The organism is Actinoallomurus purpureus (genome assembly GCF_024055795.1).
GTDB lineage: Bacteria > Actinomycetota > Actinomycetes > Streptosporangiales > Streptosporangiaceae > Actinoallomurus > Actinoallomurus purpureus.
This window is the reverse complement of the sequence record NZ_JAMXMY010000011.1, coordinates 13,463-36,059: the sequence shown is the minus strand read 5'-3', so window position 1 is coordinate 36,059 and position 22,597 is coordinate 13,463. Positions and strand designations below refer to the sequence as shown.

General features: G+C 69.6%; 21 protein-coding genes and 1 tRNA gene. 15 read left to right on the top strand and 7 right to left on the bottom strand.

The window, feature by feature from the left end:
- Positions 1 to 132 precede the first annotated feature (132 nt).
- A complete protein-coding gene (locus NE236_RS21065; protein WP_252843764.1) occupies positions 133 to 840 on the top strand; it encodes a hypothetical protein in 708 nt (235 codons plus the stop codon).
- A gap of 2 nt (positions 841 to 842) precedes the next feature.
- Positions 843 to 1,469 carry a thymidylate synthase family protein gene (locus NE236_RS21060; protein WP_252843763.1) on the top strand — a complete coding sequence of 209 codons (627 nt, stop codon included), beginning with the start codon at positions 843 to 845 and terminating at the stop codon, positions 1,467 to 1,469.
- A 79-nt stretch (positions 1,470 to 1,548) separates the two neighbouring features.
- Here the strand turns inward: NE236_RS21060 and NE236_RS21055 are convergent, their stop codons facing one another.
- Entirely contained in the window at positions 1,549 to 2,223 is a 675-nt protein-coding gene (locus NE236_RS21055; protein ID WP_252843762.1) for a hypothetical protein, read from the bottom strand.
- 187 nt (positions 2,224 to 2,410) lie between these two features.
- On the opposite strand from NE236_RS21055, the gene serA reads away from it, so the two are divergent.
- Positions 2,411 to 3,994, top strand: a complete 1,584-nt coding sequence (gene serA / locus NE236_RS21050) for a phosphoglycerate dehydrogenase (RefSeq protein ID WP_252843761.1) — start codon at positions 2,411 to 2,413, stop codon at positions 3,992 to 3,994.
- A 497-nt stretch (positions 3,995 to 4,491) separates the two neighbouring features.
- Here the strand turns inward: serA and NE236_RS21045 are convergent, their stop codons facing one another.
- Both NE236_RS21045 and NE236_RS21040 read right to left on the bottom strand, forming a co-directional pair.
- Positions 4,492 to 5,388 (bottom strand): ROK family protein, encoded by an 897-nt coding sequence (locus NE236_RS21045; RefSeq protein ID WP_252843760.1) that lies wholly within the window; start codon positions 5,386 to 5,388, stop codon positions 4,492 to 4,494.
- The gene (locus tag NE236_RS21040) at positions 5,385 to 6,782 is read right to left on the bottom strand and encodes an APC family permease (RefSeq protein ID WP_252843759.1); all 1,398 of its coding nucleotides are present in this window, start codon (positions 6,780 to 6,782) and stop codon (positions 5,385 to 5,387) included. Before NE236_RS21040 ends, NE236_RS21045 begins: the two co-directional genes overlap by 4 nt.
- 138 nt (positions 6,783 to 6,920) lie before the next feature.
- On the opposite strand from NE236_RS21040, the gene NE236_RS21035 reads away from it, so the two are divergent.
- From NE236_RS21035 to NE236_RS21025, 3 genes are all read left to right on the top strand, one after another.
- Positions 6,921 to 8,153 carry an ROK family transcriptional regulator gene (locus NE236_RS21035; RefSeq protein ID WP_252843758.1) on the top strand — a complete coding sequence of 411 codons (1,233 nt, stop codon included), beginning with the start codon at positions 6,921 to 6,923 and terminating at the stop codon, positions 8,151 to 8,153.
- Between the two features lie 47 nt (positions 8,154 to 8,200).
- Entirely contained in the window at positions 8,201 to 9,247 is a 1,047-nt protein-coding gene (locus NE236_RS21030) for a 3-isopropylmalate dehydrogenase (protein WP_252843757.1), read from the top strand.
- A 145-nt stretch (positions 9,248 to 9,392) separates the two neighbouring features.
- Positions 9,393 to 10,496 carry a branched-chain amino acid aminotransferase gene (locus NE236_RS21025; protein ID WP_252843756.1) on the top strand — a complete coding sequence of 368 codons (1,104 nt, stop codon included), beginning with the start codon at positions 9,393 to 9,395 and terminating at the stop codon, positions 10,494 to 10,496.
- 75 nt (positions 10,497 to 10,571) lie between these two features.
- On the opposite strand, the gene NE236_RS21020 is transcribed toward NE236_RS21025, so the two are convergent.
- Positions 10,572 to 11,156 carry a Uma2 family endonuclease gene (locus NE236_RS21020; RefSeq protein WP_252843755.1) on the bottom strand — a complete coding sequence of 195 codons (585 nt, stop codon included), beginning with the start codon at positions 11,154 to 11,156 and terminating at the stop codon, positions 10,572 to 10,574.
- 357 nt (positions 11,157 to 11,513) lie between these two features.
- Between NE236_RS21020 and cimA the strand changes: the two genes are divergently transcribed.
- Positions 11,514 to 13,085: a citramalate synthase gene (cimA, locus tag NE236_RS21015; protein WP_252843754.1), complete on the top strand. Its 1,572-nt coding sequence runs from the start codon at positions 11,514 to 11,516 to the stop codon at positions 13,083 to 13,085.
- Between the two features lie 16 nt (positions 13,086 to 13,101).
- Here the strand turns inward: cimA and NE236_RS21010 are convergent, their stop codons facing one another.
- Positions 13,102 to 13,464: an antibiotic biosynthesis monooxygenase family protein gene (locus tag NE236_RS21010; protein ID WP_252843753.1), complete on the bottom strand. Its 363-nt coding sequence runs from the start codon at positions 13,462 to 13,464 to the stop codon at positions 13,102 to 13,104.
- A 487-nt stretch (positions 13,465 to 13,951) separates the two neighbouring features.
- On the opposite strand from NE236_RS21010, the gene NE236_RS21005 reads away from it, so the two are divergent.
- The 6 genes from NE236_RS21005 (at position 13,952) to NE236_RS20980 (ending at position 18,221) form a co-directional block, all read left to right on the top strand.
- Complete coding sequence (locus tag NE236_RS21005; RefSeq protein ID WP_252843752.1) at positions 13,952 to 14,200, top strand: hypothetical protein; 249 nt, start codon at positions 13,952 to 13,954, stop codon at positions 14,198 to 14,200.
- Positions 14,201 to 14,208: 8 nt separating this feature from the next.
- Positions 14,209 to 14,409 carry a hypothetical protein gene (locus NE236_RS21000; protein ID WP_252843751.1) on the top strand — a complete coding sequence of 67 codons (201 nt, stop codon included), beginning with the start codon at positions 14,209 to 14,211 and terminating at the stop codon, positions 14,407 to 14,409.
- A gap of 112 nt (positions 14,410 to 14,521) precedes the next feature.
- Complete coding sequence (locus tag NE236_RS20995; protein WP_252843750.1) at positions 14,522 to 15,493, top strand: cellulose binding domain-containing protein; 972 nt, start codon at positions 14,522 to 14,524, stop codon at positions 15,491 to 15,493.
- 75 nt (positions 15,494 to 15,568) lie between these two features.
- Positions 15,569 to 16,333, top strand: coding sequence for a fumarylacetoacetate hydrolase family protein (locus NE236_RS20990; RefSeq protein WP_252843749.1), 765 nt, complete (start codon positions 15,569 to 15,571; stop codon positions 16,331 to 16,333).
- A gap of 31 nt (positions 16,334 to 16,364) precedes the next feature.
- Positions 16,365 to 17,759 carry a glutamate--tRNA ligase gene (gltX, locus tag NE236_RS20985; RefSeq protein WP_308209138.1) on the top strand — a complete coding sequence of 465 codons (1,395 nt, stop codon included), beginning with the start codon at positions 16,365 to 16,367 and terminating at the stop codon, positions 17,757 to 17,759.
- Between the two features lie 78 nt (positions 17,760 to 17,837).
- Positions 17,838 to 18,221 carry a VOC family protein gene (locus NE236_RS20980; RefSeq protein ID WP_252843748.1) on the top strand — a complete coding sequence of 128 codons (384 nt, stop codon included), beginning with the start codon at positions 17,838 to 17,840 and terminating at the stop codon, positions 18,219 to 18,221.
- A 3-nt stretch (positions 18,222 to 18,224) separates the two neighbouring features.
- Here the strand turns inward: NE236_RS20980 and NE236_RS20975 are convergent, their stop codons facing one another.
- Positions 18,225 to 19,367 carry an MFS transporter gene (locus tag NE236_RS20975; protein ID WP_252843747.1) on the bottom strand — a complete coding sequence of 381 codons (1,143 nt, stop codon included), beginning with the start codon at positions 19,365 to 19,367 and terminating at the stop codon, positions 18,225 to 18,227.
- Between the two features lie 160 nt (positions 19,368 to 19,527).
- On the opposite strand from NE236_RS20975, the gene NE236_RS20970 reads away from it, so the two are divergent.
- Together NE236_RS20970 and NE236_RS20965 are read left to right on the top strand one after the other, a co-directional pair.
- A tRNA-Gln gene (locus tag NE236_RS20970) sits at positions 19,528 to 19,599 on the top strand.
- Between the two features lie 186 nt (positions 19,600 to 19,785).
- Positions 19,786 to 20,436: a hypothetical protein gene (locus NE236_RS20965; RefSeq protein WP_252843746.1), complete on the top strand. Its 651-nt coding sequence runs from the start codon at positions 19,786 to 19,788 to the stop codon at positions 20,434 to 20,436.
- Positions 20,437 to 20,527: 91 nt separating this feature from the next.
- Here the strand turns inward: NE236_RS20965 and NE236_RS44570 are convergent, their stop codons facing one another.
- A complete protein-coding gene (locus tag NE236_RS44570; protein ID WP_252843744.1) occupies positions 20,528 to 22,522 on the bottom strand; it encodes a DNA/RNA helicase domain-containing protein in 1,995 nt (664 codons plus the stop codon).
- Between the last annotated feature and the right edge of the window lie 75 nt (positions 22,523 to 22,597).

The following is a 22,597-nucleotide window of genomic DNA, read 5'->3' as shown; positions in this document are numbered from 1 at the left end:
CGCCTAAATCAGATTTCGGCGCGGACCGGCTCCGGGAAGGAGGATACTTAAGACGGCGGAATGGGCGGTTTCGACTCCGGTGGCCGCGGTGGCCCGGAGCCGTCCCATGAGGCGCGAGAGTGGAGCGTGCTCATGCGTAAGACAGTCTTAGGAACACCGAGGGACGACCGCCGGGAACCCGACGAGGGCCGCGCCGAGATCGACCCCACGCAGTTCATCCAACTCCTGGCGACCGACTTCGGTGGCATCTACCAGGTCTACCTCGCCGCCTCGGACGAACGCCTGAAGACGCTCAGGCTCGCCATGAGCCTGCTGGCCGCGCCGTTCGTCGCGGTGGTCGCGCTGGCGAGCGCGAAGGTGCTCGACGCGGCCGCGCTGACGGCCTGGCACCGCATCCCCCCGTACGTCTTCGCCCTGACGGCGATCTTCGGGGCGATGGGCGTCCTGCCGTACCTCCGCCTCATCGAGGCGACCTCCCGGCACCTGCGCACGGCGCGCGCGGTCAACAACTTCCGGCTGCTGTACGTCGAGGAGCTCCGCGACCACTTCCGAGAGGTGGGCTGGGCGCCGAACCTGCCGGTGGACCCGAACTATCCGGAGGCGTTCGCGCCGACGTCCGGGGCCGGACTGACGGCGATCGGGCTGGCGATCGTCGACGCGGCGTACATCTCCGTCGGGCTGCTCGGACTGTCGGGAGCCCGGCCGACCGGGATCGTGGTGACCGTCTGGATCGCGGTCACCACCACGTTGCTTCTCCTGATCTACTACGTCCGCCTGGGCACGGCACGGCGCCGCCGCGGGCCGGCCAACCCGTTCGGCTTCCCGTCGGTGGAGTCCTGAGAATGGAGCGCTGGCACACCTGCGGAGAGGCGTGGATCGGCCTGATGCGGCATGTGTGGACGACGGGCGAGGCCGGCCTCGACGACCGGGGCCCGATCATCGAGGCGCCGCCACGGCTGTTCGAGATAGCGACGCTGGGATGGGACGATCCGATCGTCCGCGCGTACGGTGACGCGGACGCCGTCGCCCGCTACACGGCGAAGTTCACCAGAACCGACATCGTGCCGCCGTTCAAGTACAGCTATGGCGCGCGGCTGCGCGATCTCCGCGGCGTCGACCAGCTCGACTGGGTGACCGGGCTGCTGCTGTCCCGCCCGTGGACCAAGAGCGGATGGATCTCGCTGACGGTCCCGGGCGAGCGGCGGGACGCCGTGCCCTGCCTGGCCGCGCTGGCCTTCCGGATCAGGTCCCGCCGGGTGGCGATGACCGCGACCTTCCGTTCTCAGAACGCCTACACGAGCTACCTCAACTACCTCCCTCTGCGCGCGGTCCAGCTGGAGGTGGCAGAGGCGGTGGGCCTTCCGGCGGGGACGATGCGGGTGTTCGTGGACGTGCCCCACGTTTACATCGCCGACACCGGCGCGGTCACCGCCGTGCTCGCCTGGGCGGGGACGCGGACCGCGGCCTGAGGCCGACCAGGCGGTGACGGCAGGCGGGGAAGGGCGGCCGGTCGGGCCGTGATGCCGACCGGCGGCCCGCGAAACGGGTTCAGCGACGGACGACGGCGGCGTCCATCTCGGCGAGGAACTCCTCGCTCTCGTCGTCGGCGACGTGGGCGAACACGGGAACGTCACTGCTCGGCAGTTTCTCCATCGTCGCCTGGAGCAGTTCGTTGGCCACCTGAGGGTCGCCGCCCTCGGAGACCACGACGTGCAGCATGATGCCCTCCACGCCGCTCGGCATCCGCACGTCGGAGATCCACACGCGCTCGACGGCCGGGTAGTCCGGCAGCCGCTCGGCGACGCCCTCCTTGAGGTGCGGGACCAGCTCGTGCTCACTGGCGCGGAACGCCACCTCGACGTCATCGTCGACACCCATTCCCTGGGTGACGAGGAACCCCTGCACGTCGCTGAACGGGATCAGGGCGGCGTCGTCGCTCTCCGGGTCGATCACCAGGGCCTGAACCTCGCCGCTGCGAGCGATCTCCAGCAGCAGGGCCGCGTCGGCGTGCTGGAACTCCTCGCTGTCGGACTTCTCGCTGTACGCCTCCGGGCGGGTGAACGCGGCCAGCGCGACGGTCTCGTCCTCCAGCTGCCCCACCAGCACGGAGCCGTCGGGGTTGCTCACAATGAGGATCCCGCCGTCGATGAGCGCGCGCAGGATCTCCTCGGGTTCACCGCGCTGGGCGAGCACGTCGGCCAGCTTCGGGTTTCCGTTAGCCATGCGCCCGACACTAGTGCGTACGGCACACCGGATGGGCCGATCCCGGCCAACGCCGTATCTGTTCGTGTCATCTCACGACGACGTTCACCGGACCTTACTAAAATCGTGAAGGGCGAGGTCGCGCCGAGGGCACTCGGACTGGATCACATGGCCCCATACCGTGCAGCCACACGTAGGGGGTCGTGCCGTGAGAAGGCCTGTGGTCCTCATCGCCGAAGAGCTCTCGCCCGCCGGTCTGGCGCTCCTCGAGCCCGACTTCGAGATCCGCCGCGTCGACGGCGCCGACCGTACCGCGCTGGTCGCCGCGGTGGCCGACGCGGACGCCCTGATCGTCCGCAGCGCGACCACGGTCGACGCCGCGGTCCTCGCCGCCGCGCCGCGGCTGAGCGTCGTCGCCCGCGCGGGCGTCGGCCTCGACAACGTCGACGTCGAGGCGGCGACCAGGGCCGGGGTCATGGTCGTCAACGCGCCGACCTCCAACATCGTGACCGCCGCCGAGCACGCGATCGCGCTGCTGATGGCGACCGCCCGGAACGTCCCGCAGGCCCACTCCGCGCTCAAGCGCGGCGAGTGGCGCCGCGCCGCGTACACCGGGGTCGAGCTGCAGGACAAGACCCTCGGCGTGCTCGGTCTCGGTCGCATCGGCGTGCTCGTCGCGCAGCGGCTCGCCGCGTTCGGCATGCGGGTCATCGCCTTCGACCCGTACGTCCAGGCGGCACGGGCGGCGCAGCTCGGCGCGCGGCTCGTCCCGCTCGACGAGCTGCTGGCCGCCAGCGACTTCATCACCGTGCACCTGCCGAAGACCCCCGAGACGCTCGGCCTCGTCGGCGACCGGGAGCTGCGGCTCGTCAAGCCGTCGGTGCGGATCGTCAACGCCGCGCGCGGCGGCCTCATCGACGAGGACGCCCTCGACCTGGCGCTGAAGGAGGGGCGCGTCGCGGGTGCGGGCATCGACGTGTTCCGCACCGAGCCGTGCACGGACAGCCCGCTGTTCTGCCACGACAACGTCGTGGTCACCCCGCATCTGGGGGCGAGCACGCACGAGGCCCAGGAGAAGGCGGGCACCCAGGTCGCGCGCTCGGTGCGGCTGGCGCTCGCCGGCGAGTTCGTGCCGGACGCGGTCAACGTGCGCGGCGGCGTCGTCGCCGAGGACGTCAAGCCAGGGCTGCCGCTGGCGGAGAAGCTGGGGCGGATCTTCACCGCGCTCGCCGGCGGGCTGCCCGTACGCCTCGAGGTCGAAGTACGCGGAGAGATCACCGTCCACGACATGAAGGTCCTGGAGCTGGCCGCGCTGAAGGGCGCGTTCACCGACGTGGTCGAAGAGGCGGTGACGTACGTCAACGCGCCCCTGCTGTCGCGGGCTCGTGGCGTCGAGGTGACGCTGACCACCAGCGAGGAGAGCCCTGACTGGCGCAATCTCCTGATGGTGCGCGGCACGATGCCCGACGGCGTCACAGTCTCGGTGGCGGGGACGCTGACCGGGCCGCGGCACGCCGAGCGGATCGTCGAGGTGAACGGCTACGCGATGGAGATCGCGCCCGCGGCGCACATGGGCTTCTTCACCTACACCGACCGGCCCGGCATGGTCGGCGTGGTGGGCCGGCTGCTCGGCGACGCGGGGGTCAACATCGCCGGAATGCAGGTGGGCCGGCACGAGAAGGGCGGCAGGGCGCTGATCGCGCTGACCGTCGACTCGGCGCTCACACCGGAGCTCGTCGACGCGATCACCGAGGAGATCGGGGCCGACCAGGGTCGGCGCGTGGACCTGTGAAGGAAGATTCACGGTCACGAGGAGGGGCGGAGAGTCTCTGGTCGGCAGCGGTTCCCCCGGCCGTGCGTCTTGGGATGTGAGATTCCTGGCCGAGCGGCGAGACAGGCCGCGGTGCAACGGGTAGCGTCGAAAGGGTCATGCGGCGCTTCGTACTCATTCTTCGCTGCCGCGGCGGGGCCTGATCATGGGGCAGGCCGGCGACCCGTCGCGGAGTCCGCCGCTGGCCGTGAGTCCCAAATGATCCGTTCACCCCTGATGACATTCACGGAGACGAATCCCATGGACGCCACTCCCACCTGGGCCCCCGCCGACGAGACCGCCGAAGAGGCGGCCCGAGCCGTTCAGACCGCCCTGGACCGCCGCGACAACGGCGGCGCCGCCGGCCGTTAGGGGCTCTGTTTCACGAGCCCGCCGCCCGGCGGCGCGGCGCCGCCGAGACAGTCCTGATCACGTCGCGTACGGGTGTCCGACCGACACCCGTACGCGATCGGCGGCCGTCAGGCCGCCTGGACGCCGAGTGCCACCGCGCCGATGAGCGCGGCGTCGTCCACGAAACGCGCCGCCTCGACCTGCGGCGGGAACGGCACCGCGCGGGCAATGGCCGCGCGCAGGGCCGGGAGGAACACCTCGGCCATCCCTCCGCCGACGACGACGCGTTCGGGATCGAGGAAGGTCGTCAGGTTGGCGACCGCCATCCCCACCGCCGCCGCGGCGTCGTCGAGCAGCGCCGCCACCGCCGGCTCGTCCCGCCGGGCGAACAGCTCTTCGGCCGTGACCCGCTCACCGAGCAGCGCGGAACCGCGGGCGGCCAGCCCGCTGCCGGAGGTGTACTCCTCCAGCGGCGCGAGCCCGTCCGCGTACCCCGGCTCGGCCGGGTCGCGCAGCAGGTAGCCGATCTCGCCGGCCGCGCCGTGGGTGCCGGGCACGACCCGGCCGCCGACCACGAGCGCCGCGCCGGTTCCGGTTCCCAGATTCACGTAGAGACCCACGTCGGTCCCCTTGAGCCGGCCCCAGCGCAGCTCCGCCGCTGCCGCCGCGTTGACGTCGTTGTCGACGCGCACCGCGGGCACGCCGAGCCCGTCCCGCAGCAGGGCGGGCAGCGGCAGGTCGTCCCAGCCGGGCACGTTCGGAGCGAGGCGGACCCGGCCGTCGCGGATCACCCCGAACGTCGACACCCCGGCCGCGACCAGGCGGCCGGGCGTACCGGCGGCGAGGTCGTGCGCCGCGTCCAGGACCCGGCGCACCACCTCCTTCGCGCCGTCGGCGGCACGTGTCGCCAGGCGCGTACCGTGCAGCCGCTCCCCGGTGACGCTCGCCGTCGCGAGCGCCACCTTGGTCCCCCCGAAGTCGATCCCGAGAACGAACTCGCCGACCGACGTTTCCCCCGTCGTCATGCGGCGGCCTGCCCGGGATGCTCGACGAAGGACTCCTGGATCTCCTTGGGGCCGAACGGCCAGGTCTGCTCGGCGCGGGCCCAGGCCAGGTAGGCGACGACGCCCGCGGCGAGCCAGGCCAGCGACAGCAGGATCGGCTTGAGGCCGGCCGCCTGGTAGATGTAGATCCAGCCGACCAGCGCGACGATGCTGGGCAGCGGGTAGAGCCACATCTTGTACGGGCGGGGCAGGTTCGGCTGGCGGATGCGCAGCACGGTGACGGCGACGACCTGGGCCACCGACTGCACCAGGACGAAGACCGTCGTGAGCATGCTGATCACGTCGGTGAGGGTGAAGAGCGAACCGATCGCCGTGACGACGCCCATCGCGTACAGGCCGGCGGTGGGGAAGTGCAGGCGCGGGTGCAGCCGCCCGAACCACGGGAGGAACACCTTGTCGCGCGCCGCGTTGTAGGGCACCCGCGATCCGCCGAGGAGCCCGGCGAAGACCGACGCGAACGCCGTGATGATGATCCCGACGGTGAACACCTGGGCGACGCCCTTGCCCCAGGAGCGTTCGAGCACCAGCGAGGCGACCGAGCTGGAGTCCTTGGCCTCCTGCCACGGCACGACGCCGAGCACGCCGAGCTGGAGCAGGAAGTACAGCCCCATGATGCCGAGGATGGCGTAGACGATCGAGCGCGGGATCACCCGTCCCGGGTTGCGCACCTCCGCGCCGAGGTAGGCGCTGGTGTTGTAGCCGAGGTAGTCGTAGATCGCGATGACCAGGCCCGCGCCCAGTCCGCTGAAGAACTTCGAGCCCGCGTCGTGAGGGAACCCGAAGGCCAGGCTCGAGTGGAAGTGGGTGAAGGCCGCGACGATCACGCCGAGCACCGAGACCAGCATGACGACGAAGAAGACCGTCGTGATCCGGCCGATGTCGCCGATCCGCCGGTAGAGCGCGAGGATCACCAGGCCGACGACGCCGATCGCGACGACGTGGCCGAGGGTCGACAGTCCCTTGCCGTGGACCAGCGCGGGCCACAGGTATCCGCCGTACTGCACGAGGCCGATCACACCGGTCGACATGATCAGAGGGATGAACAGCACCGCCGACCAGACGAACAGGAAGGGCATCAGGCGGCCCGTACGGTACTGGAACGCCTCCCGGAGATAGAGGTACGTCCCGCCCGCGCCGGGCATCGCGGCGCCGAGCTCGGCCCACACCAGCCCGTCCGCGACCGCGATGAGCGCACCGATGACCCAGCCGAACATGGCCTGCGGGCCCTGCAAGGCGGTGACCATGGCGGGGATGGTGACGAACGGCCCGATGCCGCACATCTGTGTCATATTTACGGTGGTGGCCTGGAACAGTCCGAGGCGTCGTTCGAACCCCGGAGCCGTGGGAGACGACATGACTCCCCACTCCCTTTCATGGCGCGGTTTCCGCGTCCTCGCTGGTGAGCGGCGTTGGGGAGAATGTAAGAGAGCCTCCCTAACAAATCAAGCCCTCAGTGACATGGGACACTCTGGTGAGCAGCCTACGGGGAGAGGATGAACGTGCCGAGCGGCGGGGAGACGGCCAACACCACGAGCGTGTTGCGCATCATGAACGAACGGGCCGTGTACGAACGCATCCGGCTGCTCGGCCCGGTGTCACGGCCTCAGCTCGCCGAGGCGACCGGGCTCTCAAAGCCCACCATCTCGCTGGCCCTCGCCGATCTGGAGCGGGCCGGGCTGGTCCGCCCCGTCGGGCACCGGACCGGCAACGCGGGGCGCGCGGCCCTGCTGTACGAGATCCGCCCGGAGGCCGGCTGGGTGATCGGCCTGGACGTCGGCCGTCAGTGGGTGCGCGCCGCCCTGGTCGACCTCGGCGGCGAGATCGTCGTACGGAAGGACGTCCCCGCGCGTTCCGGCGACGCCGGTGAGCTGATCCGCCAGCTCAGTGAGGTCGTCGACGGTCTCGCGGCGGCGGCCGGCGGGCAGGTCACCAACATCGTCCTCGGCACGCCCGGCGTGCACGACGTCGAGAACGAACGGCTCCACCTCGCGCCCAACATCCCGGGATGGAACGCTCCGGGCGTCACCGCGAAGCTCGCCGAGCGGCTGCCCGCGCCGTTCGCGATCGAGAACGACATCGCCCTGGCCGCGCTCGGCGAGCAGGGTTACGGCCTCGGCTCCGGCCTCCGGCACTTCGTCTACGTGTCGATCGGCACCGGCATCGGCATGGGGATCATCGTCGACGGCCGCCTGTACCGCGGGGCGCGCGGCGCGGCCGGGGAGATCGCGTTCCTGCCGATGGGGGAGGCCGACCCGCTCGCGCACGCCCCGGACTCCCGGAGGCACGGCATGCTCGAGTCGGTCGCCTCGGCGACGGGGGTGGTCGCCACCGCGCGGCGGCTGGGCATGCCCGGGGAGATCACCGCCAAGCGCGTCTTCGACGAGGCGCGCGACGGCGATCCGGTGGCGCTGCGGACGGTGGCGCGGGAGGCGGACCACGTCGCCCACGCGCTGGCCGGCGTGATCGCGTTGCTCGACCCCGAGCTCATCGTCCTCGGCGGCGGCATCGGCGGGCACGGCGCCGACGTCCTGCTCGACGAGGTGCGCGACCGGCTCGAGACCATGACCCCGCTGGGGCCGCCGCGCGTCGAGGTGTCGCCGCTCGGCGACGACGCGGTGGTCCTGGGCGCGCTGGCGACCGGCCTGGCGACCGCCCGCGCCCTGGTGTTCGACCGGGCCATCGCCGGCGCCGGCGGCGTCCACGGCACGGCCATAAATCGCCCATAGTGTGAGACGACTTCTCAGGCACTGAGACGACCCGGTAAGGTACGTGCATGGCTTCCCGCAGCATTCGGCTGGCCGTCGTTCCGGGCGACGGCATCGGCCCCGAGGTCGTCGCCGAGGGCCTGAAGGTCCTCGGCGCCCTCGGCCTGAAGATCGAGCAGACGGCGTACGACCTGGGCGCGGCCCGCTGGCACAGGACCGGTGAGACGCTTCCCGACTCCGTGCTCGAGGAGGTCCGCGAGCACGACGCGATCCTGTTGGGAGCCGTCGGCGACCCGACCGTGCCGAGCGGCGTGCTGGAGCGCGGCCTGCTGCTCCGCCTGCGCTTCGAGCTCGACCACTACGTCAACCTGCGGCCGGTTCGGCTCTACCCCGGCGTGGCCACCCCGCTCGCCGACACCCGGCCCGAGGACATCGACATGCTGGTCGTGCGGGAGGGCACCGAAAGCCTCTACGCCGGCGCCGGCGGCGTCCTCCGCAAGGGCACGCCGCACGAGGTCGCGACGCAGGAGAGCCTCAACACCGCCTTCGGCGTCGAGCGCGTCGTGCGCTACGCCTTCGAGCAGGCGGCCCGCCGCCCGCGCAAGAAGCTCACCCTCGTGCACAAGAACAACGTTCTGGTCTATGCGGGCGACCTGTGGTCGCGTACGGTCGACGCCGTGGCCCAGGAGTACCCGGACATCGAGGTCGACTACTCCCACGTCGACGCCGCGACGATGTTCTTCGTCACCCAGCCGCAGCGCTACGACGTGATCGTCACCGACAACCTCTTCGGCGACATCATCACCGACCTGGGTGCGGCGGTGGCCGGCGGCATCGGGCTGGCCGCCAGCGGCAACATCAACCCCACCGGCGCGGCGCCGAGCATGTTCGAGCCGGTCCACGGCAGCGCCCCCGACATCGCCGGGGAGGGCAAGGCCGACCCGACCGCCACGATCCTCTCCGTGGCGCTGCTCCTCGACCACCTCGACCTGACCGCCGAGGCCCGCAAGGTCGAGCAGGCCGTCGCGGACGACGTCATCGAGCGCCAGGGCGCCTGGGCCGCGCGGTCCACCCGTGAAGCCGGCGACGACATCGCCGAGCGAGTATCCGGCTAGGGCGCGCCTTTCCATAGGGAAAACTCTCCGGGCGCGCCCCACGGCGCGCCCGTTCGGGCTGCCGTGACAAAGGAGACTTGAACGCGACAAAAGGCGACAATGAGTACGGGAGCGGCGACGAGGCCGCACCGCGAGAGGACCTGAGATGAGCATCGAGTTCGACATCCGGCTCTCCGACCACCGCACGCCGGCGGACGAGCGCGAACGACTGCTGGAGGACCCGGGCTTCGGCCGGCTCTTCACGGACCACATGATCACCATCAGGTGGGATACGGAGAACGGCTGGCACGACGCGCGCCTCGAGGCGTACGCGCCATTGACGCTGGACCCGGCGACGGCGGTGTTGCATTACGCCCAGGAACTGTTCGAGGGCCTGAAGGCCTATCGCCGGGCCGACGGATCGATCGTGGCCTTCCGCCCGTACGCCAACGCCGCGCGTTTCAACGCCTCCTGCGACCGGATGGCGATGCCGCCGCTTCCCGAGGAGACGTTCGTCCGGTCCTTGGAACTGCTGGTCGACGCCGACCGCGACTGGGTCCCCTCTCAGGAGGGACACAGCCTCTACCTGCGTCCCTTCATCATCGCCACCGAGCGCGGCCTCGGCGTGAACCGCCCGTCGTCCTCCTACCTGTTCATCGTCATCGCGTCGCCGTCGGCGTCGTACTTCACCGGCGGGACCGGGATCAAGCCCGTCTCGGTGTGGCTGTCGGAGGACTACACCCGGGCCGCGCCCGGCGGCACCGGTGCGGCCAAGTGCGGCGGCAACTACGCCGCCGCGTTCGTCGCCCAGGCCCAGGCCGTCCGCGAGGGCTGCGACCAGGTCGTGTGGCTCGACGCGAACGAGCACCGCTGGGTCGAGGAGATGGGCGGCATGAACCTCTTCTTCGTGTACGGCTCCGGCGCGGACGCCCGCGTCATGACCCCCGCGCTCACCGGCAGCCTCCTGCCCGGCATCACCCGCGACTCCCTGCTCAAGCTCGCCCCCGACCTCGGCGTCCCCGCCTCCGAGGACCGCATCTCCACCGACCAGTGGCGCGAGGGCAACGCCTCCGGCGAGCTCACCGAGGTCTTCGCCTGCGGCACCGCCGCGGTGATCACCCCGGTCGGCCGGGTCAAGAGCGCCAAGGACGAGTGGCTCGTCGGCTCCGGTGAGCCCGGCCCGGTCACGATGCGCCTGCGTGAGGAGCTCGTCGGCGTCCAGTACGGCGAGCGCCCCGACCCGTACGGCTGGATCCACAAGCTCGCCTGACGCGGACACGGCGAGGGCGCGCCTCCCCGTGGGAGGCGCGCCCGTACGAGTCGTCCGTACGCGGACGGGGCGGGATCAGGCGGTCAGCCGGCCGGTGTCGAGGGTGAGGTCCCAGGGGGCCGGCAGGTCCAGCGGCTCGCCGAGCTTCACGTCCACCTCGTGCACGTAGCCGTCCTTGCCGGGGTGGCTGAGCAGCCGGGCCTTGCCCGCGAAGGTGTCGACCACCAGATAGAGCGGGACCCCGCCGCGCGCGCAGGTTCTCGGCTTGACCTCGTGGTCGTCGCGGACGCTGCTCTTGGAGACGACCTCGACGACGAGGTGCGTGGCGTTCCCGAAAACGTGGTCGTCACCCCATTTGGGGGGATCCTGCGGCACGGCCAGCAGATCCGGCCGGTACCGGTCCACCTGCGGACCGAGGAACAGCGCGACGTCCTGCCAGATCTTCCAGCCGCGTTTGGCCACGTACGGCATGAGCTGGAGCAGCAGCCCGAAGATGACGTCGGCGTGATCAGTGGTGGGCACCTCTCTCACCACGATCCGGCCGTCGATGATCTCGACCTTGCGGTCCGGCCAGCGCTCGCCGAGCTCGTCGTAGCGGCGCTCGATGTCGGTGCGCTCGTCGGTCTCCACGTCGATCGGCTTCTCCAGCACGTGGGACATGGTCCCATCATCCCCTCCCGTCGTCCAGAACGTAAAGTGCATGACAAGTCACGGAAGGTAGTCGATGGGCGGGGTGGTGCGCAGGGCAATCGACCGATCGCCAGTTCGATTCGTGTGCTGTACGTCGGCGGACGGTGCAGGCGGACGGGGTGCGTCTCGGATCGTGAGATGGATGTGTCCGTCGCGGCAGGGGTGTGGCAGACTCGGTGTCATCATGCGCTACAGCCTGGTGATTATCGGCTGGCGCGCCGGCATCTAGACGACACCCGCCGGCGCGCAGACCTCTCACGTCCCGTGAGGGGTCATTTTGTTTTCCGGCGCCGACGCACATCCGGGACTATCAAGGGGACACGACCCATGCGTGATGACGGCTTCCACGTCTACGACACGACGTTGCGCGACGGGGCCCAGCAGGAGGGCCTCAACCTCACCGTTGCGGACAAGCTGCTCATCGCGCGCAGCCTCGACGAACTCGGGGTCGGGTTCATCGAGGGCGGCTGGCCCGGATCCAATCCCAAGGACACCGAGTTCTTCCGGCTTGCCCGGACCGAGCTCGGTTTGAAGCACGCGCAGCTCGCCGCGTTCGGCGCGACCCGCCGGGCCGGCGCGAAGGCCGCGGACGACCCTCTTGTGGCCGCCCTGCGCGAGTCCGGCGCGCCGGTCGTGACTCTTGTCGCCAAGAGCCACGACCGGCACGTCGAGCTGGCCCTCCGCACGACGCTCGAGGAGAACCTCGCGATGATCCGCGACACCGTCTCCCATCTGCGTGCGGAGGGCCAGAGGGTCTTCCTCGACGCCGAGCACTTCTTCGACGGCTACCGGTCGAACCCGAAGTACGCCCTCGAGGTCGTCCGTACCGCCGCCGAGGCGGGCGCCGACGTCATCGCCCTGTGCGACACCAACGGCGGGATGCTGCCCGACGAGCTGGCCGACGTCGTCGCCGAGGTCGCGTCCGCGGGGGCGCGCTTGGGCATCCACTGCCACGACGACAGCGGCTGCGCCGTGGCCAACACCCTCGCCGCCGTACGCGCGGGCGTCACCCACGTCCAGGGCTGTGCGAACGGGTACGGCGAGCGCAGCGGCAACGCGAACCTGTTCACGGTGGTCGGCAACCTTCAGCTCAAGCGCGGGCACGAGCTCGGCGTCGACCTGCGGGAGATGACGCGGATCGCGCACGCCGTCTCCGAGGTGACGAACATCGCGCCGAGCTCCCAGCAGCCGTACGTCGGCATGTCGGCGTTCGCCCACAAGGCGGGCCTGCACGCCTCGGCGGTCAAGGTCGACCCGATGCTCTACCAGCACATCGACCCGGAGCTGGTCGGCAACGACATGCGCATGCTGATCTCCAGCATGGCCGGCCGGGCGTCGGTGGAGCTGAAGGGCCGGGAGCTCGGCTACGAGCTCACCGGTGACAAGGCCCGGCAGGTCGTGGACCGGGTCAAGGAGCTGGAGTCGGCCGGCTATACCTTCGAGGCGGCGGACGCGTCGTTCGAGCTGCTGCTGCGCGAACAGCTCGACGGCGAGCGCGCCCGCTACTTCGACGTGGAGTCCTGGCGCACGATCGTGGAGCGCAGGCCCGACGGCACGATGGTGAGCGAGGCGACGGTCAAGCTGCACGCCAAGGGCGAGCGGATCGTCGCCACCGGTGAGGGAAACGGCCCGGTCAACGCCCTGGACCGCGCTCTGCGGCTGGCCCTGGAGCAGATCTACCCCGAGCTGTCGGCTCTCGAGCTCGTCGACTACAAGGTGCGGATCCTGGAGGGCGCGCACGGCACCGACGCGCGGACGCGGGTGCTCATCGAGTCCAGCGACGCGACCGGCGAGTGGGGCACGGTCGGTGTCGAGGACAACGTCATCGCCGCCTCGTGGGAGGCCCTCGCGGAGTCGGTGACCTACTGCCTGCTCCGCGCGGGACACACGCCCTCCTGACGCGCGAACGGGCGGGTCAGCCCTTCGGGTCGGCCCGCTCGACCACCTCGAATGACCAGAGCTCGGAGCCACTCGCCGCCGGGCCGCCGTGCCCATGGCCGTGTCCGTGTCCGTGCCCCTGTCCGCGCTCCGCGTCGGCCGCGGCCTGCGCGTGTCCCTCCCCGAACGCCCGGCTCTCCGTCCACCGCTGGAAGTCCTCCTCGCTGCGCCAGCGGGTGTAGACGAGATAGCGGTCCGTTCCCTCGACCGGGCGGAGCAGCTCGAAGCCCTCGAAGCCGTCGGCCTGCTCGACCAGCCCGGCGCGTCCGGCGAACCGGCGCTCCAGCTCCGCCTTCATCGGCTCGGGCACGGTCAGCACGTTGATCTTCACGACGCTCATGAGGCGATCCTCTCGCGGCGCGCCCGCCGAACCTCGCCCGGGGGCCACGAGGGCGCGCCCGGCGTGTCGTCGGCGCCAGTCGCATGCGTGGGTACAAATAGGAACGTGCTTCTGCACGTGCAAATGAACGGCCAAATAGGGCGTGCACTCTGTCGGTATGTCGGGATTTAGCCTCTTCGTGGGGCGGCGTCATGATCATAAAGAGTGTTCGCTCTCGGCGATGAAACCGTTCGGAATCGAATTCTGTTTCATTAAGATCATCCCAGGTGGAGGCGTTGTTCCGACCGTCGCGTGGAGGTGATCATGCTTCTCTCGGCGCAGGAACTTTTCGCGAGGTTGGAGAATCGGTGGCGGACGAAGGTCATTAAGCGCCACACTTCTCCCCGTACGGCCAGGGTCGTCGCCGCAGAAAAGGCGACGGCCCCCTGCTGGAACAGGAGGCCGTCGGCATTCACAAAGTCCAACCTTCGGAGAGGTTCAGACCTTCATGACTGTACGTGTCTTCGGCCGCAGTGGCCAGAGGAACGAGCCGATGGAGCCCGGTGAATCGGAGGCTCCGCGCGGCTCGCACTTCTCGCTGCGGACCGGCCTGATCGCCCTTTACGCCGTCGTCATCGCCGTGCTCGCCGGCACGCTCACCTTCATCGGTGACCGCCGGCCGGCGGCGTCGGTGGCGGCGGGAGGAGTCGCCTTCGTCAGCGCCTTCATGTTCTTCGACAAGATCATCGGAGATTGAGAGGTCGCATGCCCCCCAAGCGAGGTACGTCGAGCGCGCTGCGCTATGACCGCGACGCCGAGCTCCGGCTGATCGCCGAGGCCGGCCACTGGCTGGCGGACGCCAGCCGGACCCGGCGGCCTGAGGCCGTCCGATCGATCACGGCGATGCTGGACCGGCAGCAGCGGCTCGCCGCCTGCCGCGCCCTCGGCCGGCCGTTCGAATCCTGACACCCATCCACTGAGCGCCCGCGCGGAATCCACCCGCGCGGGCGCTCGAACGTTTCCGAACCAACCCGGCCCGCCGTTCGTCGGAACAGGTAGGCGAGCGAGGAAGGACGCCATGGCGACGGGCACGGCGGGCGAACGGGGCGACGAGGACGTTCCCGCGCATCTGCGGGTGACCGACGAGATCCGGGTCGACGCTCCGGCGCGCCCGGAAGTCGACGCTCAGCCGGCGGACGCCTCCTCGGCGGAAGCCTCTTGGACGGAGGTCTCTTCGGCTGACGACTCTTCCGCTGACGACTCCTCGGCGGAGGTCCCGACGAAGGTCGCCTCAGGCGGGTTCACGGGGGAGGACGCTTCCGGCGGGTTCACCGGGGAGGGTGCCTCCGGCGGGTTCACGGGGGAGGCCGACGTGCCGGCGGTGTCCCGGCCTCCGGCCGGCGCGCGTCCCGTCGCGGCCACGGATGTGCAGTTGCGGCCGGTGGTCCCACCGCCCGAGCCGCCGCCACGGCCGTACGCCCCGCCGGCGACCGTGCAGGACAGCGTGCCCTTCCCGCCGATCGTGCCCCCGCGACCGCCGGGTTCGACGCGGTCCAGGACACGCCTCCCACGGGTGCTCGGCGTGAGCGCCGCCGTCCTCGGCGCCCTGTTCATGGGCATCGGGTTCGTGCTGGTGTACGGCCTCTTCGCCGGAACCGGCGGTCCGGGGCCGTCCGCCGGCCCCTGCGGACACCGGCCGTGCGCGGCCAGGCCCTCCTCCCGGGACGCCGTCTCGGGCGCCCAGATCGCGTACCGCACCGTCGAGCGCGACGTCGGCTACTTCGAGGGCACCGTCACGATCACCAACCACGGGGCTCAGCCGATGCCGTCGTGGACGCTGTCCTTCCGGTATCCGGGCGCCGACATCCACAACACCTGGGACGCCGTGCTGCAGCGAGGGGGAGCGGAGACGGTCCTCACGGGCACGGCGACGTCACGTCCGATCGCGCCCGGCGCGACGCGCGAGGTCCGGTTCGGTGGTTCCGGATCGCCCTCGATGCCGACCGACTGCCGTCTCAACGGAGCACCCTGCGCGTTCGTCGCCCGCTGAGCCGCACGGTGACCGGCCGTGGTCAGACGGAGGCCGGGGGCGGTGGCAGTATCGCGGGGTCGATAGCCTCGTATGGTGCGTATCGCGAGGTTCACCAAAGACGGCGGCCTGTCCTTCGGCGTGGTCGAGGATGACGAGACCATCGCCACCATCGCCGCCCACCCGTTCGGAGAGATCCAGCTCACCGGGGAGCGTCAGCCGCTGGCCGACGTGCGGTTGACGGCGCCGATCCTGCCGAGCAAGGTCGTCGCGATCGGCAAGAACTACGCCGAGCATGCCCGTGAGATGGGCGGCGAACCGCCCGCCGAGCCGGTGCTCTTCATGAAGCCGTCGACGGCCGTGATCGGCCACCGCGAGACGATCGCCTACCCGAGTCTGTCCGAGCGGGTCGACTTCGAGGGCGAGCTCGCCGTCGTCATCGGCCGGCTGTGCCGCGACGTCCCGGCGTCCCGCGCCGCGGACGTCATCCTCGGCTACACCTGCGCCAACGACGTCACGGCACGCGACCTGCAGCAGCGCGACGGGCAGTGGACGCGGGGCAAGGGCTTCGACACCTTCTGCCCGCTCGGCCCGTGGATCGAGACCGACCTCGACCCGTCCGACCTGGCCATCACCACCACGGTGAACGGCGAGACCCGGCAGTCGTCCCGCACCAAGGAGCTCCTGCACGGCGTCCCGACGCTGATCGAGTACGTCACCCAGGTCATGACGCTGCTCCCCGGCGACGTCATCCTCACCGGCACCCCGGAGGGCGTCGGGCCGCTGGAGGTGGACGACGAGGTGTCCGTGACGATCGAGAACATCGGCACGCTCAGCAATACAGTGGTGTCCCGTGACTGACCCTTCTTCCCCGGAGCGCGCCTCCGGCACCATCAGAGCGCGGTTCGCGCCGTCGCCCACCGGCATGTTCCACGTCGGGGGAGCGCGCTCGGCGCTGTTCAACTGGGTCTTCGCCAAGCAGGCGGGCGGCACGCTGGTCCTGCGCATCGAGGACACCGACACCTCGCGCAACCGGCCGGAGTGGACCGAGGGGATCATCCGCGCCCTCGCCTGGCTCGGCATCGACGAGGACGAGTACGAAGGCCCGTACTTCCAGTCGGCCAACGCCGACCAGCACCGGGACGCCGTCGAGCGGTTGCGCGCCGCCGGCCGCGCGTACTTCTGCGACTGCACGCGTGACGACGTGATCGCGCGGACCGGCGACTCCCACCGCGGCTACGACGGCTTCTGCCGCGACCGAGGCCTGGAGCCCGGCTCTGGGCGTGCCCTGCGCTTCCGTACGCCGGACGAGGGCACGACGATCGTCGTCGACCTGATCCGCGGCAAGCCGGCGTTCGAGAACGCCACGATCGAGGACTTCGTCATCGCCCGCGCGGACGGGTCGGTGCTGTTCATGCTCGCCAACGTGGTCGACGACATGATCCAGGGCATCACCCACGTCATCCGCGGCGACGAGCACCTGTCCAACACGCCCAAGCAGCAACTGCTGTGGGAGGCGCTCGGCGCGCAGCCGCCGACGTGGGCGCACGTCCCCGTCATCGTGAACGAGAAGCGGCAGAAGCTCTCCAAGCGCCGTGACAAGGTCGCGCTGGAGGACTACCAGGCCGAGGGGTTCCTCGCCGAGGCGATGCGCAACTACCTCATGCTGCTGGGCTGGGCGCCCTCCGGCGACCGCGAGATCGTCCCGTGGAGCGTGGTCGAGGAGGAGTTCCGGCTGGAGGACGTCAACACCTCCCCGGCCTTCTTCGACGTCAAGAAGCTTCGTGCGTTCAACGGCGAGTACATCCGGGCGCTGCCGGTCGAGGACTTCACCACGCGGTGCGCGCCCTGGCTCCGGGAGCCGTACACCCCGTGGTCACCTGAGCAGTACGACCCGGAGGTCTTCGCCAGGCTCGCGCCGCTGGCCCAGACGCGCGTCGCGGTGCTGTCGGAGATCACGGCCATGGTCGACTTCGCGTTCCTCGACGAGCCTGTGATCGACGAGGCGTCCTGGAACAAGGCGATGAAGGAGCCCGCCGCGGACATCCTCCGGGGCGCGCTCGAGGCGTACCAGGACACGGAGTGGACGGCCGAGGAGCTCAAGGCGCGGGCCGAGGAGATCGGCGGCCGCCACGGGCTGAAGCTCGGCAAAGCCCAGGCCCCGATCCGCGTCGCCGTGACGGGCCGTACGGTCGGCCTTCCGCTGTTCGAGTCCCTGCAGATCATCGGCCGCGACCGCACGCTCGCCCGCATCCGTACGGCACTCGACAGGCTGACGGCGGAGTAGCCCGGCGCCGACGGGGCATGGACGGTCTCGCCCTGATGATCGTCCACGCCCCGGGCCGGCCGCCGATCGAGGAGTGACATGAACGACAGACCGCGGCTGACGCTGTCCGGAATCGTGCTGGAATCGCCCGACGCCCGTGAGCTCGCCGGCTTCTACCGGCGGCTGCTCGGCTGGGAGGTCGAGCACGACGAGCCCGACTGGGTGAAACTGGCCGCCCCCGACGGCGGTCCCGGTCTGTCCTTCCAGACCGAGACGGACTACGTCCGGCCGGTGTGGCCCGCCGACGCCGGCCACCAGCAGATGATGGTCCACCTGGACATCCTGGTGGACGACCTCGACGCCGCGGTCGAGCACGCGGTCGCCGCGGGCGCGGTCGTCGCGGAGCATCAGCCTCTGAAGGACGTACGGGTCTGCCTCGACTCCGCCGGGCACCCGTTCTGCCTGTTCCTGCCCGGCGCCTGAGCCCTATGCGCGGGCCGTCACGGAGCGCACCGCGAGGGCGATCAGCAGTGCCGGAACGATCAGATACGCCGTGCGCAGACTGACCGTGTCGGAGAGCCGCGCGAGAAGGAACGGCGCGCCGCCGATCGCCACCCCGGAGGCCATGGCGGCCCGTGCCGCCGCCTTGTCCGGGGCGTGCGGCCAGGCGGCGACCGTACGGCTCACGGTGGTCGGGTAGAGCAGCGCGACGCCCAGCCCGGCCACGGCGAGCCCGACGCCGGCCAACGGCAGCGTCGGAGCCGCCCAGAACAGCGCGAAGCCGCCGGCGGCGACCGCTATACAGATGAGCAGCAGCGTCCGATGCCCGGGCACCCGCCGGGTGACCGGCACCGCGAAGGAGCGCCCCGCGGCCATGCCGACCAGGAACAGAGAGGCGATCGCCGGAGCCAGCCCCGCCGACGCGTGATGCCAGTCGCCGACCGCCGACGCGGCCCAGAACACCATGCAGAACTCCACGCTCACCGCGAGCACCACCTCGATCCACGGCCCGATCAGCGCGGCCCTCGACCCCGTCGGCGTGTCATCGTGAGGTTCGGAGGCGTCCGGCATTGGAACGTGCCAAGCAAGGAGCGCGACGACGGCGAGCAGCACCAGCGGGGCTACGAGATAACCGGCCCGCCAGCCCAGACCGGCCGCCAGCGCACCGGCCACCGCCAGCGGCGCCAGCACGGACGCGGCGCTCGCCAGCCCGTTCGCCTCGCCGACCGCGGCCGCCGGGGCGTGCGGGTGCAGCGCGCCCAGGAGCGCCGGGATCAGCTGGATGAGCAGTGCCCCGCCGATCCCGAGAAGCAGAGCGCCGACCAGCGTCAGGAACCGCGTGGGCGTCGCCAGCAGCAGCCCGCCACCGATCATCCCGGCGATCGACGCGCGCAACGTCACCGCCCGGCCGACTCGGCTCACCAGCGGAGCGCCCACCAGCCCGATCAGCAGTAGCCCGGCCGCGAAGAGGGTGGGGTAGAAGGCCACCTGGGCCCGGTCCACCCCGAGGTCCTTCTGCAGCGGCGCCAGCACCGCCCCCATACCGTTGAGCAGGAACCCCAGACAGCTCAGCACCGTGTACAGCACCCACGTCGAGGTGCCGCGCGTCAACCCGCCCGTTCGATCCACATCGGGAGACTAACCGCGCCGCCCGCCCCTGGGACAGAACGGACACCCCACCCTCGCCGAACCGGACACGGCATCCGCCTCGCCGGATCGCGTTCGCGAGCACCCGCGAACGTCCGCTAAACTGCCTGAGGCGCTGGAGATCGGAAGGTCCACAGGCCAGTGGGGTATGGTGTAATCGGCAGCACGACTGATTCTGGTTCAGTTAGTCTAGGTTCGAGTCCTGGTACCCCAGCAAGTGCCTGACCTGGGCGGGAGTCTCACGGAGACCCCCGCTTTCGTCGTTTATGGGTCTTCCTGGGAACGCATTGGGAACAGCAGGCCATGATCGTCCTCATAGCGTCCTAATGCCGTCGTTGCATCGGCCGTCGTAGCCGTGCGGTCTCGCCGCCAGCTCGCGTCGGCCGTACGCTACGCCCCTGTGGACATGGCTTACAGCGAGCTCCCCGATGACGTCGAGATCGTCGAGAACGCGCAAGGCCGGTTCGAGCCGAGAAGCGCGGAGCGAGACGTCCGGATCGGCGTTCCCAAGACGACGCCGGAAGCGGCTCGCGTGGCCTGCCTGACGTACCTCAACGTGCGAGCGGCCATGGACCGCGTCGGCGCTGCCGTGCGCGGCACCAGCGCGTATCCGCCCACCCACTACACCCGAGAGCAGTACGAGCGCGCGTGTGACGAACTCGGCCTGATCAGGTTGCCTGACAGCGTTTGCCAGAGCTTGGGCGATGTCCGGTTCGAGCCGCCTGAGCACGATGCGGAGACGATCATCATCGGCTCACTGGCCCAGCGCCGGCGGTCGGGGCTCTTGGCGGAGGAACGCCGGCAGCGTCGGGACTTTGAGAAGGATCTCGTCCGCCTGCCTGGCTTCTACTCCCACGGATTGACCCGCGAACAGTACGAGAAGACATGCATGTGGATCGGCGCCGATCCTGCTCCCGAGAGACGGATCACGGCTCTCAAGGCCGCGTGCTACGAGCAGGAGGAGGTGGGTGACATGGTCGACCTCCCGCTGATCCTGGCAAAGTGGCGCGCCACCGGTAAGTACAAAGAGCGTCGCGGGCGCGCGCCCTAACTAGAGCGGAGCCACTGCAGGGCGGCGTCGACCACGCCCAGTGCAGCCGTCGCAGCACACCCGCAGCCCACGCCCCGCCCGCCGTAGCACTTCAGAGCTTCGGAACCCCCAGATCGGCGAAGAGCTTCCTGGTAGCAGGGTCCACGGAGTAAAGCACCGTGCCGCGGATGGAGCGTGTCATGAGGACGCCATACGCATTGCGGATGGCACGCCCCAGGTCATCATCTGAGCGGATTCGGCTGGCCTTGCTCCGCACATGCTCTCGATGCACGGCCCAGCTACCGTTGTTCCAAGTGAGGTCGGGTCCCAGAATCACTCCGCCCCACTCGTACTCGAGTCCCTGTGCCGTGTGAACGCACCCGATCTGGCCGAAGCCGCCGGGTTCTGTAGCCCAATACCTCCGCTTCGGCACTCCAGGGGTGTCATGCGCGTCTCCGGCATTCCATGGCCGCGCCCACCCAGGCTCCGGAGCCACCTCTGGGACTGTTCCGGTTGAGTCGTTCCACTCCCAGCACATGCCAGCACTCATCCTCGCGGTGGCTCCGGCCTCCTCCTTGCAACGCAGGAAGCTCTCCATCTTTGAGGCAGAGTCCGTGTAATAGAGCTTGAACGGCTCCGGATCAGTGTTGTCCCCGACGTTCCACAGCATGGGTTTGCCAGCGAGCAAATGCTTTACCCATGTGTCGTAGGTCGCACTACCGACGGCACGTAGTACGCGATCCAGGTCGATCGGCACCACCTCCGCCCCCAGGCACTGAATCTCTCGGACAAGAGCCTCCGGAGACCAGACCTCTTCGGGAAAAAGACGCTGATCTCCATCCATAAAGAAGACAGGCACCTTTGCTCGCGTGACGATCACGGAGACAGACGATTCGCCGGGACGCATGGCGAAGGACCCTGTCATCGGGCGCTCGGTCAGCCGATGTGCCTCGTCGCACAGGATGAGATCAAGCTCGTCTGTCGCGCGGTTGTTGGCGACGTTGTTCAACGAGGCGAAGGCGGCTCCTCGGCCAGCCGAGGCACGCTTGAAGTTTTCGCGTGATGCGACTCCCCCAGAGACATAGCACGCCTCGTAGCCTCCGGCCAGCGCTTGCCCCAGCAGCGTGAGTGCGACCAGCGACTTGCCGCTACCTGCACGCCCACTGACCACAAACACCTTCTTCGCGCCATTCGAGGAGGTGTTTCCGACTTCGTTCATGATGTCGGTCACCGCCCTTTGCTGGTTCTCGATCAGGCTGAACCGCGTATACCCGTTGAGAATTTCTCCGACTTCTGTCGTGAGCAGGGAGTTCGAGCGACGGCGTTCGAGCAGCGCCTGTGCCGCTTCGTCACCCGATTTTTCGTCAAAATTTTCCTTGAGGAAGCGCCGAAGGTCGGCAGGCTTGCGGGCAGTGAAGGTGGGGATTCCAGGGCGCGGAGCAACCATGCTGACCCATTGCGCCTGTGGATCCTTAAGATTGTGCAGGTATGACGCGCCGACAAGTTTGACGTAGCGGTCGTCAAACATGCTGTGGTGCTTCTTCAGTGCAACCAGATTGTCGTACACCTGCACCGCCGGGTGCTTCTTGTTCTTCTGATAGGAGGGAACATGGACCCGCTCGATGGAGCACCGTTTGCAAAGCGTTCCCGGGCCTGCCGACCTGCACGACGCACATAGCCCATTGGGGACGGATGGGTTCGGGCGGTCGAGGTCGCTCCATTGCTTCAACTCGATTGCAGCGAAGCTCAACCCGCCGGCCGGATGGCTTCCGGCGAGAACGACATCAATTGGATTCATGCCGGGATCCACCCTGTATTCCACGAACATCCACACTTGCCCAAGGTTCATATCGGAGAGAGCTGTAGCCAGTTCGTAGACGCTCTCTCGCCACGAGTCCACGTCGCTTGCGGCAGGGTCCCGACCGTTGGGGTGTGCGTCTCGATAGATCTGTTCGATCTTCGGGATCAGTCTCTCTCTGTCCCGAACCAACGCCTTGGCCTGCCAGTATGCCTCCAGCGGTGCCCATGCGCTCCCGGTTCCCATTGCCTCTGCTCCCCAGTCGAGATTTCTTGTAGGCGAGAAGTCGCAGATGTCCGCCGTCTGCACGCATGAGCTCTGTTCGCGCCCACGCGTACAAGAACTTCAGAGTGCTGCTGGCAAGTTGCGCACCTGCCCACCAGA